The sequence below is a fragment of the Rhodothermales bacterium genome, from assembly GCA_034439735.1.
Classification (GTDB): domain Bacteria; phylum Bacteroidota; class Rhodothermia; order Rhodothermales; family JAHQVL01; genus JAWKNW01.
Window position 1 is genome coordinate 1 of record JAWXAX010000105.1, and the last position, 16,648, is coordinate 16,648.

General features: G+C 60.5%; 13 protein-coding genes and 1 tRNA gene. 4 read left to right on the forward strand and 10 right to left on the reverse strand.

Translation table 11 applies throughout. The features are described from left to right. Positions 1-947: tripeptide aminopeptidase PepT (pepT, locus tag SH809_08460; GenBank protein MDZ4699721.1), on the forward strand; the 947-nt coding region annotated here is incomplete at its 5' end. 182 nt (positions 948-1,129) lie between these two features. Here pepT and SH809_08465 read toward each other — a convergent pair. After that, the gene (locus tag SH809_08465; protein MDZ4699722.1) at positions 1,130-1,345 is read right to left on the reverse strand and encodes a hypothetical protein; all 216 of its coding nucleotides are present in this window, start codon (positions 1,343-1,345) and stop codon (positions 1,130-1,132) included. 89 nt (positions 1,346-1,434) lie between these two features. Between SH809_08465 and SH809_08470 the strand changes: the two genes are divergently transcribed. Genes SH809_08470 through SH809_08480 form a run of 3 tightly spaced genes read left to right on the forward strand, consistent with a single transcriptional unit; the run spans position 1,435 to position 4,398 of the window. After that, positions 1,435-1,614: a hypothetical protein gene (locus tag SH809_08470; protein MDZ4699723.1), complete on the forward strand. Its 180-nt coding sequence runs from the start codon at positions 1,435-1,437 to the stop codon at positions 1,612-1,614. A 51-nt stretch (positions 1,615-1,665) separates the two neighbouring features. Next, positions 1,666-1,962: a hypothetical protein gene (locus SH809_08475; GenBank protein MDZ4699724.1), complete on the forward strand. Its 297-nt coding sequence runs from the start codon at positions 1,666-1,668 to the stop codon at positions 1,960-1,962. Between the two features lie 30 nt (positions 1,963-1,992). Beyond that, a complete protein-coding gene (locus SH809_08480; protein MDZ4699725.1) occupies positions 1,993-4,398 on the forward strand; it encodes a serine hydrolase in 2,406 nt (801 codons plus the stop codon). A 100-nt stretch (positions 4,399-4,498) separates the two neighbouring features. Here SH809_08480 and rpoC read toward each other — a convergent pair whose 3' ends face one another. From rpoC to SH809_08525, 9 genes are all read right to left on the reverse strand, one after another. Beyond that, on the reverse strand, positions 4,499-8,824 hold the full coding sequence (gene rpoC / locus SH809_08485) for a DNA-directed RNA polymerase subunit beta' (GenBank protein ID MDZ4699726.1): 4,326 nt from the start codon (positions 8,822-8,824) through the stop codon (positions 4,499-4,501). Between the two features lie 89 nt (positions 8,825-8,913). Further along, positions 8,914-12,753: a DNA-directed RNA polymerase subunit beta gene (gene rpoB, locus SH809_08490; GenBank protein ID MDZ4699727.1), complete on the reverse strand. Its 3,840-nt coding sequence runs from the start codon at positions 12,751-12,753 to the stop codon at positions 8,914-8,916. Between the two features lie 324 nt (positions 12,754-13,077). Continuing rightward, a complete protein-coding gene (gene rplL / locus SH809_08495; protein MDZ4699728.1) occupies positions 13,078-13,461 on the reverse strand; it encodes a 50S ribosomal protein L7/L12 in 384 nt (127 codons plus the stop codon). Positions 13,462-13,567: 106 nt separating this feature from the next. Then, positions 13,568-14,095 (reverse strand): 50S ribosomal protein L10, encoded by a 528-nt coding sequence (gene rplJ, locus SH809_08500; protein ID MDZ4699729.1) that lies wholly within the window; start codon positions 14,093-14,095, stop codon positions 13,568-13,570. A gap of 49 nt (positions 14,096-14,144) precedes the next feature. Further along, entirely contained in the window at positions 14,145-14,855 is a 711-nt protein-coding gene (gene rplA / locus SH809_08505) for a 50S ribosomal protein L1 (protein MDZ4699730.1), read from the reverse strand. 142 nt (positions 14,856-14,997) lie between these two features. Next, positions 14,998-15,438, reverse strand: coding sequence for a 50S ribosomal protein L11 (gene rplK, locus SH809_08510; GenBank protein ID MDZ4699731.1), 441 nt, complete (start codon positions 15,436-15,438; stop codon positions 14,998-15,000). Positions 15,439-15,585: 147 nt separating this feature from the next. Then, positions 15,586-16,143 (reverse strand): transcription termination/antitermination protein NusG, encoded by a 558-nt coding sequence (gene nusG / locus SH809_08515; GenBank protein MDZ4699732.1) that lies wholly within the window; start codon positions 16,141-16,143, stop codon positions 15,586-15,588. Positions 16,144-16,187: 44 nt separating this feature from the next. Then, on the reverse strand, positions 16,188-16,379 hold the full coding sequence (gene secE / locus SH809_08520) for a preprotein translocase subunit SecE (protein MDZ4699733.1): 192 nt from the start codon (positions 16,377-16,379) through the stop codon (positions 16,188-16,190). A 60-nt stretch (positions 16,380-16,439) separates the two neighbouring features. Then, a tRNA-Trp gene (locus SH809_08525) sits at positions 16,440-16,515 on the reverse strand. Between the last annotated feature and the right edge of the window lie 133 nt (positions 16,516-16,648).

The following is a 16,648-nucleotide window of genomic DNA, read 5'->3' on the forward strand; positions in this document are numbered from 1 at the left end:
CCCTGGACCCCGCCAGGCAGCCGGCCCTGCTCGACCATATCGGGCACGACATCATCACCAGCGACGGCACCACGTTGCTCGGCAGCGACGATAAAGCCGGCGTCGCCATCCTCATGCAGCTCGCCGAAGACCTCCTGGCCGACACAACCTCGCCCCGGCCGCCCCTCCGCCTCTGTTTTACGGTCGACGAAGAGATCGGGCGTGGCGTGGACAGGCTCGATCGCACGCGATTCGACGCCGAGGTGGCCTATACGATCGACGGCAGCGGCATGTACACCGTATTCGCCGAGACATTCAACGCTGTCGAAGCGACGGTCCGCGTAGCCGGCCGCGGCGTCCATCCGGGGTACGCAAAAGGCATCATGGTCAATGCGTCGCGCATTTTGTGTGACATGATGGCTGCGCTCCCCTCGGCCGAAACGCCCGAACATACCGACGGACGCGAAGGCTACATCCACCTGCACGGGTTGCATGCCGGCGATGTCGAGGCGGCCTCGGCCCATCTCATCCTGCGAGACTTCTCCGACGACGGCATGGCGCGGCGCCGGCGGCTGATCGAACACCTCGTCAACCAGTACCGCATCCAGTATCCCACCGCCCGCATCGAACTCGAACTCCGCGAACAGTACAAAAACATGCGCGCGTACATCGACGCAAGTGACCCCCGAGCCGTCCACCTGGCATTTACCGCCGCCGAACGCGCCGGCATGCCGCTGCGCGAAGAAGTGGTCCGTGGCGGGACGGACGGCGCGCGGCTGTCTGAGCAGGGCCTTCCGACGCCGAATCTCTTTAATGGAGGGCACGATTACCACAGTTGTTTTGAGTGGAATACGGTCCAGAATCTGGTCGAATCCCTGCGTTATCTCGTCGTGTTGCTCGGCGTATGGACCGAAGCGCCCCGGCTCTCGCCGGCCCGCACGCCGGCCGAAGCCGGGGCGGCGACCTGAGTTGTTTGTCCACCGAGACTTTGTTTTCCCACCCGCATGCCGAACGTAAGGAAATAGAAGTACGGCGGCGATGGCAACTCTTTTCCCAACACTACCGTTATAGCCACCGGTTACAGACTTTTTTATCCACTCCATCATCCCGTACACCGCAGGCGCGACGGCCATACGCTGAGTATATTCTCCTATCCATTCCTGGCCCGGGCGCGTGGTGCGATGCCATGCATTTTTATAATTTCTCTAAAGATAGCCAGCGAGGTCGGATCGGTGGCATTCTCCGCAATATCCTGTTTGTCGTCGTCGTTCTCGCCTACCTTGGCGCCCTTTTCCTTGTCATCCAGTTTTTCAGCTGATGCGCCGCGGAAACCAGGCCATCCAACGGCAGGCTCGTGCGTTTGCATTTGAGCGCGTGCCGGGATACTTTCGTTATTACATACGGCTATCAGCTCCTGAAGCGTAGGGCTAGAAGCCACTTCGGAGTTTTCCCCCCATGCTGATCTACGGACATCCGCCGGGCCGGCAAGCCCGCACGCGCCAGCGCCAGCGACGCCGTCAGAAACGGTTGCGGGAGTTTCGTACCCTTTTCGCCGCACTCGGGCTAGTGCTGACAACGGCCCTGATGTATCTGGGCACCCTCGGATTGTTATTCTTGCTGGCGAAGTGTTCGTAAGCCGCGTGGTACGTGCGGCGTGTGTCTCGAATAGCTGCAATTAAATCTGTCATGGCCAACGCCGATCGCCGTTCCAGTTCCCCCCCTCGCCCCCTCGGCCGGGTCCGGTCGCGCCTACTGCTCGCGTCGTTCTTCGCGATCACGGTTATCCTGGCCATTATCGCGGCCAAGGCCATCATCAACGACTCCCAGAATCCGGTCCTCCAGCAACGCATCGAAGAGATGCGCGTGCGAAAAAACCAGAACTCGCTCTTTGCGCCGGCCGATTCGAGCGACGTACCCGCCGCCGCCACTCCAGACTCCCTTGCTCCCGATTCCGCCGCTCCCTCTCCCTCGGCCACGCTCTAGGCCTTGCACCAGGCACGAGCCTGCCCGATCATGCGCGCCGTACTCCTGATCTGCTCTATAGGCCTCGTCATCCTGCTTGTCCGATCCGGCCCCTGGCTGTCGGAAAAGCTGGCCATCTACGAAGATCGCACCGCATTGGAGGACAGCCTGGACGCGTTCATCCGGCACGAGTTGGCCGACAAAGGCATCCCCGGTCTCTCCCTCAGCCTCGTCTCCGGCCAGCGAGTCGTGCTCGAACGGGGGTATGGATTTGCGGATCCAGACGCCCGGACGCCGGCGACTCCCTTTACCGTCTATAGGGTAGGCGCCGTTTCGCAGGCCTTCACGACCGTCGCCGTCCTCGAGCGCCAGGAGCGCGGCTTGCTCAACCTCGATGCACCCATCGAAACCTACCTGGCGGAATTTCGGCCCCTTAATCCCTTCGGCCATCCGATTACCTTAAGGCAGATACTCTCGCACCAATCGGGATTGCCGCGTGAGTCCCCGATAGGGCATTATTTTGATCCCACCGAGCCGACACTCCATGCCACGGTCGCCAGCCTCAACGCGACGTCGCTCGTATACCCGCCCGAGACCTTTACCAAGTACTCCAATGCGGCGTTCGCCGTCGCCGGCTTCGTCATCGAACGCGTCCAGCAAAAACCCTTCGAGCAACACCTGCGCGCCGTGCTGGACCGGATGGATCTGCGACGGACCAGCTTCACGCCGCGATTCGACCTGCGCGGCAAACTGGCGCAAGGATTTCAATGGACCTATGACGGCCGCGCCGTTTCAGCGCCCCTCTTCGAACCGGGCGCTGCGCCGGCCCTCAGTCTGTACACCACCGCCAACGACCTCGGCCGCTTTTTGACCGTGCTGTTTGCCGATGGCAAAAGTCCGTACGGCGCTATCCTCTCGCCGGCGGCCATCGAGGCGATGTGGACGCGACCGCCGGCAACGGCGCGCCAGCAAACCCCGTACGGCCTCGGATTCGTCGTCTCGTCGTTCGGAGCCGAGCGTCGGATGGACATCGAGGACAGCTTCCACGGCTATACGGCCCGGCTGGATATTCTTCCGGACAGCAAGATGGGCATCGCCCTGACGGCCAACATGGCGAACACAAACGCGGTTCTTGAGCGCATCGCCAGCTATGCGTTTGCCCTGCTTCGAGCCGAGCAGGCCGGCGCGCCACTGCCGGCCGCGCCCGTTACACGGCGCGTGCACCCTGCTCTCCGCGATCGATTCGGAGGACACTACGCGGGGCCCGCCGGCGAAGTGACGATCTCTGAAATGGCCGGCGAGTTATACGTTTGCCAGGACATCCGACGTACCCGGCTCCGCCAGTCCATCACCGGAGACTCTCTCTGGACCGATGATCGGCATGCACATGGATCGATTGTTTCGTTGCTCCCAAACGGCGCCCTCCAATTGGCGGGAGACACCTACACACGACGTGACCCGCCGCGACCCGTCCTGCACAATGCCGATCTCGTCTCGTACGTCGGGGTCTATAAAAATGATGTCCATGACCTGTTTATCCTCGAGCGGGAGGGCCAGCTGTTTACCCTGCTCGACTGGATTCGTTATTTCCCGCTCGCGCCGGACGACGCTGCCTCCTTCACCTTTCCCGACGAAGGCATGTTCGGAGGTGAAACGGTCAGCTTTGTGCGCGATGCTGCCGGCAAGGTCGTAGCCGTCACCCTCGCCAATATGACCTTCGAGCGGGCACCTGATCCCGTCTACCCGATCGCCGCTACGCCCCTGCCCGTCCCCCAGTCCCTCGACCGATTGATTCAGGAGGCCAGAACCGCATCCCCTCCCGTCGACGCGGCGAACATGAAGCCGCCCGAGCTGGTCGATATCGCCATCGTCGACCCCCTGTTGAACCTCGACATTCGCTACGCGCACAACGACAACATCCTCGGTCAAGCCATCTACGAGGAGCCACGCGCCCTGCTCCAGAAACCGGTTTCCGACGCGCTGTTCCGCGTCCAGGCGGCCGTCCGGCGAGATGGGTATGGCCTCATCATCTTCGATGCCTACCAGCCCTGGCACCTGTCCAGGGTCCTGTGGCAGGCCGCTCCCGATTCCCTCAAACACTTCTTCGCCGAGCCGTCGGTCGGCAGCTCGCAGAATCGAGCCTGCGCCGTGGCGCTTAATCTATACGACCTCGACTCGGGCAGCCCCATGGCCATGCCTACCGAGGTCGGGGCGCTGACTCCCGAGGCCTCCGCGAGTTATCCGATTACCGACAACCAGTTGCGCTGGAATCGAGACTTCCTTCGCACCGTCATGGAAGCCGAGGGGTTTGCCGTTCACCCCTACACGTGGTGGATGTTCGAGCACACCGGTTGCGCCGGCTACCCTATCCTGAACGAGTCGTTCTCTTCCATAGGCCCGTTCATGCACGTCGCCGCGCCCACACCGCCGCAAAACGCGTTTACCCTCGACCCCTGATCGAGTGTGGCGTAGCATGGGAGATGCATCAAATCAAAAGGCCCGGTTCGCTCGAAAGCGGCCCGGGCCTTTGTTATCGCATGCGGTTCAGACCGAGTAGTCAGTCCGCTTCCACCGACTCCACGTCGCTCGCCTTGCCGACGATCGGCGAGAACGAGGTGGCGGCGCGGGCAGCGGCGGAGCTGCTCCCGATGGCGGCCTGCAGTTCGGCGAGCTCCTTGCGCGAACCCACGACGATGTCGCGGAAGCGACGCTGACCGGAGCCGGCCGGGATGAGGTGACCCACGATCACGTTTTCCTTGAGACCGTAGAGCGGGTCGACCTGCGCGTTTATCGCGGCGTCCGTGAGCACCTTCGTCGTCTCCTGGAAGGAGGCGGCCGAGATGAACGAATCGGTCGAAAGCGACGCTTGCGTGATACCGAGCAGGATCGGCTCGGCAACGGCCGGCTGCGAATCGCGGACCTGAATCTGCTTCAAGTCGCGCCGCTTCAGGTCAGAGTTCATCTCGCGCAACCGCCGGCGGCTGATCAGCTCGCCCACGGAATGCGAGTTGGCGCCGCCCGGGTCCACGATCACGAAACGGTCGTACAGATCGTCGTTTAGCTCTTCGAGGACAAAGCGATCGACCGTATCCTGCTCAAGCAGGTTCGTGTCGCCCGGATCCGTGATGCGCACCTTCTGCATCATCTGACGCACGATCACCTCGATGTGCTTGTCATTGATCGTCACACCCTGGAGACGATACACTTCCTGCACTTCGTTCACGAGGTACTCCTGCACGGCCTTTGGCCCCAGAATGCTCAGGATATCCTGCGGCGATACCTGGCCGTCGGAAAGCGGGTCGCCGGCACGTACGAAGTCGTTCTCGTGCACCAACAGGTACTTTGAGAGCGATACCAGGTACGTTTTCGAGATGTCGCCATCTCGGCTTGTGACGATCACCTCCTGGGCGCCGCGTTTACGGCCGCCGAACGTAACGACACCGTCGATCTCGCTAACAACGGCGGGATCGGTCGGGATGCGCGCCTCGACGAGTTCCGTAACACGAGGCAGACCACCCGTGATGTCGCGCGTTTTAGCGGACTGGCGCGGGATTTTTGCCAGCACCTGGCCGGCCTGTACCACTTCACCGGCTTCGATCTGAAGACGCGCGCGAATCGGCAGGGGGTACTCGCGAATGTCCCCTTTGGCGGTCGCAACCAGGATGGCCGGCGTCAGGTTACGCTCACGGCTTTCCATGATGACCTTCTCCTTGTAGCCTGTCTGCTCGTCCGACTCCTCGCGGTACGTCGTACCGTCGACAATATCCTGGAAGGATACCTTACCGGATACCTCCGAGAGGCGCACGGAGTTGTACGGGTCCCAGCTGGCCAGCACGGCGCCTTTCTCGATCGTATCGCCATCGGAGACTAGCACTTCCGCGCCGTAGGGGATGATGTACGCGATCAACTGCCGGCCCTCTTCATTCGGGTCGGTGATGCGGATTTCCCCCTGACGGGCAAGTACTACCTCCTTCGTCGATTCACCGTTGTCAAACGAGACGGTACGGAGGTTTTCGTACACGACGCGCCCGCCAAACTTGGTCTGGATCGTACTTTCGGCCGCGATACGCGAAGCGGCGCCGCCGATGTGGAACGTACGGAGCGTAAGCTGCGTGCCCGGCTCGCCGATCGACTGGGCGGCGACGACACCGACGGCCTCGCCGGCCTCCACGATGCGGTTCGAACCGAGGTTACGCCCGTAGCACAGGGCACACGCACCGCGACGCGCTTCACACGTGAGCACGGAGCGGATTTCGACTTCCTCAATTGACGTTTCCGAGATCCTACGCGCCGTGGTCTCGTCGATCATCTCGTTGGCGCCCACAATGCGGTCGCCGGTCAGCGGATCATCAACATCGTGAACCGATACGCGGCCGAGAATACGGTCCGAAAGCGGTTCAACGATGTCCTCGTTATCCTTGAGTGCTGAAATCCGGATACCGCGAAGTGTACCACAATCCGTCTGGGTGATCGTCACATCCTGGGCAACGTCAACCAGACGACGCGTCAGGTAGCCGGCATCCGCCGTCTTGAGGGCCGTGTCGGCCAGACCCTTCCGGGCCCCGTGCGTCGAGATGAAGTACTCGAGCACCGAAAGGCCTTCCTTGAAGTTCGAGATGATCGGGTTTTCGATGATTTCGCCGGCGGAGCCGATAAGGCTCTTCTGTGGCTTGGCCATCAACCCGCGCATCCCGCCGAGCTGACGAATCTGCTCCTTGGAACCACGAGCACCGGAGTCCGCCATCATGTAGATCGCGTTGAAACCGTCTTCGTCCAGCTTCAAGGCATCAAACAGCACCTCGGAAACGAGGCTGTTCGTGCGCGTCCAGATGTCGATTACCTTGTTGTAGCGCTCGTTCTCCGTGATGTGACCCATCTCGTAGAAATTGCGCGCCTGCTCAACCTCAACGGTGGCCTCCGAGATCAACTTCTCCTTCGCGTCCGGCACCACGATGTTGGCCAGCGAGAACGTAAGGCCGGCCGTCGTGGCACGTTCGAACCCGAGGTTTTTGATGTCGTCCAGGAAGCGCGCCGAACGGGCAAAACCCGTGGCCGAAAGCACGCGCGAGATGATGCCACGCAGGCTCTTCTTGGTGAGGACTTCGTTGATGAAGCCCACTTCCTCGGGCACGACCTCGTTAAAGAGGACGCGGCCGACGGTCGTTTCGATCAACTCGCCATTCGGTGTGCGTACGGTGACCTTCGCATGCTGCGCGACAACTCCGCGGTCGAACGCCTGACGCGCCTCTCCCATGCTGCCAAAACGCATGCCCTCGCCTTTCTGACCGTTTTTACCCTTGGTCAGATAGTAGAGGCCAAGCACCATGTCCTGCGTAGGCACCGTCACCGGGCCGCCGTGGGCCGGGCTGAGGATGTTATGGCTCGCGAGCATGAGGATCATGGCCTCAAGGCACGAGTCGTAGCTGAGCGGCACGTGGACCGCCATCTGGTCGCCGTCGAAGTCGGCGTTAAACGCCGTACAGACGAGCGGGTGGAGCCGGATGGCCTTCCCTTCGATGAGCACGGGCTGGAACGCCTGAATGCCCAGACGATGCAACGTCGGGGCGCGGTTGAGGAGCACCGGCCGGCCATCGATCACCTTCTCAAGGATGTCCCACACATCGGCCGTCCGGCGATCGACCACCTTCTTGGCGCTCTTCACCGTCTTCACAATACCACGCTCGATGAGCTTGCGGATGATAAACGGCTTGAACAACTCGACCGCCATTTCTTTCGGCAGACCGCACTGGTGCAATTCCAGCTCCGGACCGACGACGATGACGGAACGACCCGAGTAGTCGACGCGCTTGCCGAGCAGGTTCTGCCGGAAGCGGCCCTGCTTGCCCTTGAGCATGTCGGAGAGCGACTTCAGGGCGCGGTTCGAATCCGAGCGGACGGCGTTGGCCTTGCGGCTGTTGTCGAACAGCGAGTCTACCGCTTCCTGCAACATGCGCTTTTCGTTGCGCAGGATGACCTCGGGCGCCTTGATATCGATCAGGCGCTTGAGGCGGTTGTTGCGGATGATGACACGGCGATACAAGTCGTTCAGGTCGCTCGTGGCGAACCGGCCGCCTTCGAGCGGCACCAGCGGGCGCAACTCGGGCGGGATGACCGGGATGACGCGCATGACCATCCATTCCGGACGGTTCTCCATCCGGCGGTTGGCTTCACGGAACGCCTCGACGACGGCCAGACGCTTGAGCGCTTCCGCCTTACGCTGCTGGCTCGTTTCGGTCTTGACCTGGAACCGTAGCTCCTGGGCGAGCGGCTCCATCGTGAGCCGGCCCAGCATCATCTCGACCGCCTCGCCGCCGATTTTCGCGATAAACTTCTCCGGGTCCTCGTCGTCCAGACGATTGTTGTCTTCGCGAATCTGGTAGAGCACGTTGAAGTACTCGTCCTCGCTCAGCAACTGATCCTGTTCGACCCCCAGCTTTTCGGCCGCGCCGGGCTGGATCACAATGTAATTTTCGTAATAGATCACCCGCTCCAGGTCTTTCGACTTGATGCCCAACAGGTGGCCGATCTTGTTGGGGAGCGTCTTGAAATACCAGATATGGACGACCGGCACGCTCAGCGTGATGTGGCCCATGCGCTCGCGACGAACCGCTTTCTGGGTGACTTCCACGCCGCATCGGTCGCAGATGATACCCTTATAGCGGATCCGCTTGTACTTGCCGCAGTGGCACTCCCAGTCCTTGACGGGGCCGAAGATCTTCTCGCAAAAAAGCCCGTCTTTCTCCGGCTTGAACGAGCGATAGTTGATCGTTTCTGGCTTCAGCACTTCCCCGTAGGACCGCTCGAGGATCGCTTCGGGCGAGGCCAGGCTGATGGTGATCTGGGTAAAGTTCTTTCTAACCTTCTGCGTTTTTCCGTACGGCATATCTAATTCCGAATGTCGAATGTCGAGTGACGAAGACCAGCAGCCTCTCGCCGGCGTTCCGACGGCGAGAGGCGCACGCATCTAATCTGTCAATCCAGCTTCACTTCGAGCCCGAGGCCCTGCAACTCGCGGACGAGCACGTTGAAGCTTTCGGGTGTGCCGGCTTCGGGCATGTTATCGCCCTTGACGATGGACTCGTAGGCCTTCGAGCGGCCCTGGACGTCGTCGGACTTATACGTAAGCATCTCCTGGAGCGTGCTGGCCGCGCCGTACGCATACAGTGCCCAGACTTCCATCTCCCCGAGACGTTGTCCACCGAACTGCGCCTTGCCACCCAGCGGCTGTTGGGTGATAAGACTGTAGGGCCCGATGCTCCGGGCGTGGATCTTGTCGTCCACAAGGTGACTCAACTTGAGCATGTAGATGACGCCGACGGTCGTCTTCTGGTCAAACGGATCACCCGTGCGGCCGTCGTACAGTTGGGCGCGTCCGTCGACCGGCAGGCCGGCAGCGGCGAGTTCGGCCGTAACGTCATCCATCTTGGCGCCGTCAAAAATCGGCGTCGCGTACTTCTTACCGAGCTTGAGACCCGCCCAGGCCAGGAGCGTCTCGAATATCTGCCCCAGGTTCATACGCGAAGGCACGCCCAACGGATTGAGCACGATGTCGACCGGCGTACCGTCTTCAAGGAACGGCATGTCCTCGTGCGGCACGATGCGGGCAATGACGCCCTTATTGCCGTGCCGACCGGCCATCTTGTCGCCCACCTGGATTTTGCGCTTTTTGGCGACATACACTTTGGCGAGCTGGACGATGCCCGGCGGCAACTCGTCGCCCATCTGCACCTGGTGACGCCGGCGCTTCGCGTCGCTCTGGATGCGGCTGTAGATCGTGTGGTAGTTGCGCAGCAACTTCCGGATCTTCCGGTTCACTTTGTCATCCGTCGTGAACCCTTTGCGCACACCCAGCTGAACCGGCTGGATCTCGGCAAACGCCTCCTTCGAGAACTTGGCGCCTTCCGGCACCACGATGCGGCCTTCGCGATCCTCCACGCCGGCGCTCTTCTGGCCCTCGAGGAGCTGGAAGAACTTGTCGAAGAAACGGCGATTGATATGGCCCACTTCGTGGTCCAGGTCGCTCTCGATCTCGGTGATGCGCTGCTGCTCAATCTTCTTCGAAGCCGGATCCAGCTTGCGACGGCTGAACAACTTCGTGTCGATCACCACGCCCTTCATGCCGGGAGGCGCCTTCAATGAGGCATCCTTCACGTCGCCGGCCTTGTCACCGAAAATGGCGCGCAACAGCTTCTCTTCCGGCGTCGGGTCGGTCTCGCCCTTTGGCGTGATCTTGCCCACGATGATGTCGCCGGCCTTCACTTCCGCACCAATGCGGATGATGCCGCGCTCGTCGAGGTCCTTCGTGGCCTCTTCCGACACGTTCGGGATCTCACGCGTCAACTCCTCCTCCCCGCGCTTCGTGTCGCGCACCTGAAGTTCGAACTCCTCGATATGCACCGAGGTGTAGACGTCTTCGGCGACCAGCTTCTCGGAGATGACGATGGCGTCTTCGAAGTTGTAGCCGCGCCAGGGCATAAAGGCCACCAGCACGTTTTTGCCCAGCGCCAACTCGCCCTTTTCCGTCGCAAAGCCTTCCGTCAGCGGCGAGTCTTTTTCGACCCGCTGCCCGGTTTTCACGATGGGCGTCTGGTTGATGCACGTATCCTGGTTCGTGCGGCGGAATTTGGTCAGGAAGTAGGTTTTAATCGTGTCCTCGAACGCCACGTCGGCGTCGTCGGCATCGGTATCGTACCGGACGATCACGCGGGATGCATCGGCAAACTCGATCACCCCGGGGGCCTCGGCCACCAGCACCGCGCGCGAGTCGCGGGCGATGCGGCCTTCGAGACCGGTGCCAACAATCGGCGACTGGGGCCGGAGCAACGGCACGGCCTGGCGCTGCATGTTCGAGCCCATCAGGGCGCGGTTGGCGTCATCGTGCTCGAGGAACGGGATCAGGCTCGCCGCCGGCGATACGATCTGGTTCGGAGCGATGTCCATGTACTCCACTTTGTCCGGAGGGACAATCGGGAAGTCGCCACGGTACCGGCACTTGACGTATTTGTTGATGTACTCGCCTTTCTCGGTGATCGGCGCGTTGGCCTGAGCGATGATCACGTCATCCTCCTCCTCCGCCGTCAGGTACCGGATCTCATCGGTCACCACACTGTCCTTCACCACCCGATAGGGCGTCTCAATGAAGCCGAACTGGTTGACGAAGGCATGGACGCAGAGGGACGAAATGAGGCCGATGTTCGGGCCTTCCGGCGTTTCGATCGGGCAGAGGCGACCGTAGTGGGTATAGTGAACGTCGCGCACCTCGAAGCCGGCGCGCTCGCGGGTAAGGCCGCCAGGCCCGAGGGCCGACATACGACGTTTGTGCGTCAACTCGGCCAGCGGATTCGTCTGATCCATGAACTGGCTGAGCTGATTCGTACCGAAAAAGCTATTGATGACGCTCGACACGGTACGTGCGTTCACCAGGTCCTGCGGCGTGAAGCTCTCCGCGTCGCGCAGGTTCATGCGCTCCTTGATCGTACGGGCCATACGGGCCAGACCGAGCGAGAACTGCGCGGCCAGCTGTTCGCCGACCGTACGTACGCGGCGGTTGCTCAGGTGGTCGATGTCGTCGACCGAGCTCTTGCCATTCTGGAGATTGACCAGCTCGCGGATGATGGCGAGGATGTCCTCCCGAGTGAGCGTGAGTGTCTTATTGTCATCGCCCAGGCGGAGCCGGCGGTTGATCCGGTAGCGGCCTACATCGCCCAGGTCATACCGTTTCTCGCTGAAGAACAGGCGCTCGAGGACGCTCCGCGCCGTTTCGAGATCCGGCGCTTCGGTGCCGCGTAGCTGGAGATAGAGGTACTCGAGCGCCTCCTCCTCCGTATGCGTGGCGTCCTTCTTGATCGTGTTAAGCAGCGCGCTTTTGTCGACGCTGTCGTCTCCGATATCCACATGCAGGAGGTGGATGCGGGTGATGCCGGCTTCCTTGAGGACGTTGATATCGTCCTCCTCGACCACATGTTCGGCCGGGAAGAGGATCTTGCGTTCCTGCTTGGTGTCGACTACCTCGCCGGTGTCTTCATCGACCACTTCTTTCGTCTCCATCACGAAGACGGAGGCGGCGAGTTTGCGACCCTCGAATTTCTTGAAGTTCTTTTTGGTGTCGACCGCGTGTTCCTCGGCCAGGTCGAAGATGCGAACCAACTCTTCGTCGGTCGAGTACCCCAACGCGCGAAGGAGGGACGTGACCGGCAATTTTTTCTTCCGGTCGATATACGCCCACATCACGTTGTTGACGTCCGTCGAGAATTCGATCCACGACCCCCGGAACGGGATGACGCGGGCCGAGAACAGCTCCGTGCCGTTCGGGTGCATGCTCTGCCCGAAAAACACGCCCGGGCTGCGGTGCAGCTGGGAGACCACGACGCGCTCGGCGCCGTTAATAACGAACGTGCCCCGCTCGGTCATCGCCGGCAGGTTTCCCAGGTATACTTCTTGCTCGATGGCCTCCTCAGCCTCGTCCTCGTCTTCATCCTCCTTGCTCGAAAGCCGCAGCTTGGCCTTGAGAGGCACCGAAAATGTCAGGCCCTGCGCGATACATTCCGCAACGGAGTGCTTGGGAGCATCCAACGAGTAGTGGAGAAACTCGAGCGTGTACCGTTCGCGACTGTCCTGGATCGGGAAGTGCTCCTTGAAGACGGCCTGAAGACCCACATCGGCACGTTCTTCAGGCGGGGCGTCTTCCTGCACAAACTCGCCGTACGATTGAAGCTGTACGTCCAGAAAGTCCGGATAGTCTTTTACAGCGCGCGTGCGGGAAAAGGTGACCCGCTCCACAACGCCTCCCGGCTCGGTAATGGTATTGGGCATAGACTGATCGGTTAACGAGGTTGGTGACGCGTAGTTAGATACAGGGCGTGAGTTACAGGGCGTGAGATAAGTGCGAGAGATACGGTGAGGATCTCGTAGAGTCTCGGGCGTCTACACGTTAGTCGCGACAGAAGTGCATCGAAGCCTGAACGCGGCCCCTATGCAATTGTTTCAAAACCACGGCTCGTGGCGGGAACCTGCATCCGCCAGCGTATCTACGCAGAAGCATTGAAAGCCGGCCCTCATTGAAGGGCCGGCTTTCGCAGCACGCTGCGTTATGTCATTACAAAGCCTGCATTGAGGTGACCTATCCGATCGGGATGGTTACTTCAGCTCGACAACCGCGCCGGCTTCTTCCAGCTGGGTTTTGAGTTTGGCCGCTTCGTCCTTGTTGACGCCTTCCTTGACCGTGCTCGGAGCGCCTTCGACGAGGTCCTTCGCTTCCTTGAGGCCGAGGCCCGTGATGGCGCGAACTTCCTTGATGACGCCGATTTTCTTGGCGCCCGCATCCTTCAGGATGACGTCGAATTCCGTCTTTTCTTCGACGACGGCGGCGGCGGCGCCGTTGCCGGCGGCCGGGCCGGCGACAGCCACGGCAGCGGCGGCTGGCTTGATGCCGTAGTCCTGCTCGAGCACTTTGGCGAGTTCGCTAGCCTCTTTGATGGTGAGGTTTACCAGTTGTTCAGCAATTGCTTTGATGTCTGCCATGGTCGTTTGATGCTCCTGCAGCGGTCTGCACCTCTGGCGCGAAGTCCGGGCTGCGCTGCAAATTAAGGGTTATGGGGGTGTGCGTATTCGTAAAAGAAATCGGGGTTCAGCCTTCGCGTTCGGCCATCGTCTGCAGGGCGCCGACAAGATTGCCTCCCTGGGCTTGCAGCGCGCCGACCACGTTGGTCATTGGTGCGAGGAGCAGGCCTGCGATATCCCCGATGATCTCCTGCTTGGAGCGCAGCGAGGCGAGGATGTCGATGGACTGCCCGTCATACACGGCGCCATCGATATAAGCGGCTTTTAACGCGGGCCGGCCGTTGCCGGGGCCGGCGCTAAATTCTTTGATCACGCGCGCCGGAGCGGCCGGATCGTTGCAGTACGCCACGGCCGTGGGGCCTTCGAGCGTGCTGTACATCTCCTGGAAGCCGCCGATCCGATCCATCGCGAGGCGGAGCAGCGTATTCTTCACCACACGGTACTGGATGTTCGACGCGCGGAACTTCGTGCGGAGCGTATTCATGTGCTCGACGGTAAGGCCGGAGCAATTCGTCAGGTATACGGTCGAGACGCCCTCCAATTCCTTGGTGACTTCGTCCAGTATGACTCCTTTTTGTTCTTTCGTAAGTGCCATAACTGCATCTGCGCCGGTCGACGCATTCTACATTCGGTTAGCGAGAGACTCAGCGGATAGCGTTGACTACTTCGTTTCGATCGAGCGAAATGCCCGGGCCCATCGTCGTCGACAACGTAATCGACTTCACGTAGAGGCCTTTGGCCGAAGCGGGGCGAAGGCGCAGCACTTCCTTCAGGAAGGCTTCAGCGTTCTCCCTGATCTGATCCGAGGAAAATGAAGCTTTGCCAATGGCGGAGTGCAAAATGCCCGTTTTGTCGACACGGAAGTCGATCTTACCGGCTTTTACGTCCTGAACGGCAGCTCCAACATCCATTGTGACGGTGCCGCTCTTCGGGTTCGGCATCAAACCGCGGGGACCCAGTACACGCCCGAGACGCCCGACCTTGCCCATCACGTCGGGCGTGGCGATCAGCACGTCGAAATCGAACCAGTTTTCGTTCTGAATCTTGTCGATCAAATCGTCCAGACCGACATGGTTGGCGCCGGCGGTGCGCGCTTCGGCCTGCTTACCTTCGTTGGCCAACACAAGCACGCGCACATTCTTACCGGTCCCGTGCGGCAGCGCGACGGTGCCGCGCACCATCTGATCCGCATGCCGGGGATCGACGCCCAAGCGGACATCGATATCGATCGATTCGTCAAACTTGGCGCTGGCCGTCGACTTCAGTAGTTGAGCGGCCGTTCCCAGCGTCATCGCCGAACCGGCTTCCTTTACGAGCTTCTGAAGCCGAGTGTAGCGTTTTCCTCGCTTTGCCATAATTGTAGTGGATAATGCGGTTCAATCGCCAGCCGAAAGGGTGCGGCCAGCTCCCGCCGTTGATGAGAGGGCAGATCGGCGCCTTGTAAGCGCACCGCTGCCATTCCTCCAGTGCCCCTGATTTCGGACCCGACGCGCCCGGTCAGGCGGTTGTCGGGGCCCCGGTCACTTTGATCCCCATCGATCGCGCCGTTCCGGCGACCATCGTGGCGGCCTTGAGCACATCGAAGGCGTTCAGATCGTTCATCTTCACCTTCGCGATGTCGACACACTGATCCCACGTCACCGTTGCTACCTTCTGCCGCAAGGGATCCGCTGCGCCACTCTCGATGTTCGCGGCCTTCTTCAGCAACACAGCCGCAGGCGGGCTCTTGATGATAAAGGTGAAGGACTTGTCCGCAAATACCGTGATCACCACCGGCAGGATAAGCCCCATGCGATCCTGCGTCGAAGCATTAAATTGCTTGCAGAACTCCATGATGTTTACCCCTTTCTGGCCCAGTGCCGGGCCGATGGGCGGTGCAGGGTTGGCCTGTCCGGCCTTGACCTGCAACTTGATGAACGCTTCAATTTTTTTAGCCATAACAGCAAGCGGTTCAAACGCCCCGAACGGGCTCCCGCGACTTAGGTATCTTGAAGACTGGAAAAAGGTGTGGGCGCGTACAATGCACGTGTGGCAGGGGTTGTTCCGATTTGGACCGGCAAAGCCGGAGGTTAACGGAAAATTCCCCTACTCCTCGTGTTCGACCTGCAGATAGTCCAGTTCGAGCGGGGTTTTACGACCAAAGATGGACACCATCACCTTCACCTTCATCTTGTCGGGATACACTTCCTCGACAAAACCGGTGAAGTTGTTAAACGGCCCGTCCACGACTTTGACCGCATCGCCGTTCTTGAAGGGAATTTCCGGCTGCTCTCCCATCTCCCTGGCTTCGTCCACTTTGCCGAGGATACGCTTCATCTCATCGGGGCGCAGCGCGGTAGGCTGGTCGCCGGTAGTAAGGAAGCCCACAACGGAGGGCACGTTGGCGATCACGTGCTGAAGCTCTTTGTCCAGCACAGCATGAATCAACAAATAACCCGGGAAAAACGTCTTTTCTCGCGTCCGTTTTTTCCCCTGGCGCATCTCGAACACCGTCTCGGTTGGGATCATGATGTCGGTAAGGCGATCCGTGAGGCCTGTCAGGGCGAGCTCCTTCTCCAGATACTGCTTGACCTTCTTTTCATGCCCCGAGAATGTACGGAGGACATACCACTTGGGTATGCTGTCTTTCTTCAGAGTCGCCATAATCCGTGCAGCGCGTGGCTGTAGTAGAGGTGGTCAGAATTCGGTCAGCCGGCCAGGAGATACACGTTCTCCAACACCCAGCCAATCACCCGATCTGCACTGAAGATGAGCAACGACACGATCACGGTAGCCACGAGCGTGATCATTGTGTTGCTGATGAGCTCCGAACGCTTCGGCCAGCTCACCTTCTGCATCTCCTTAATGACTTCGTCGATGTACGTCTTGAGCTTGTTCATACTTTCCTTCTACCGGATCACAGCCCGTCCGGCCCATACGATGTAGAAAAAAGCGCCCCATGGCACGGGCGGCAGGACTCGAACCTGCAGCCTGCGGTTTTGGAGACCGCTGCTCTGCCAATTGAGCTACGCCCGTAGGATAATGGTCGATGGCCAATGATCGATGGTCGATGAGGACTCATTAACCATTGACCATCAACTATTAACCATCAACCATTCCTTTAGTCCAGAATCTTTGACACTACGCCGGCGCCCACCGTGCGGCCGCC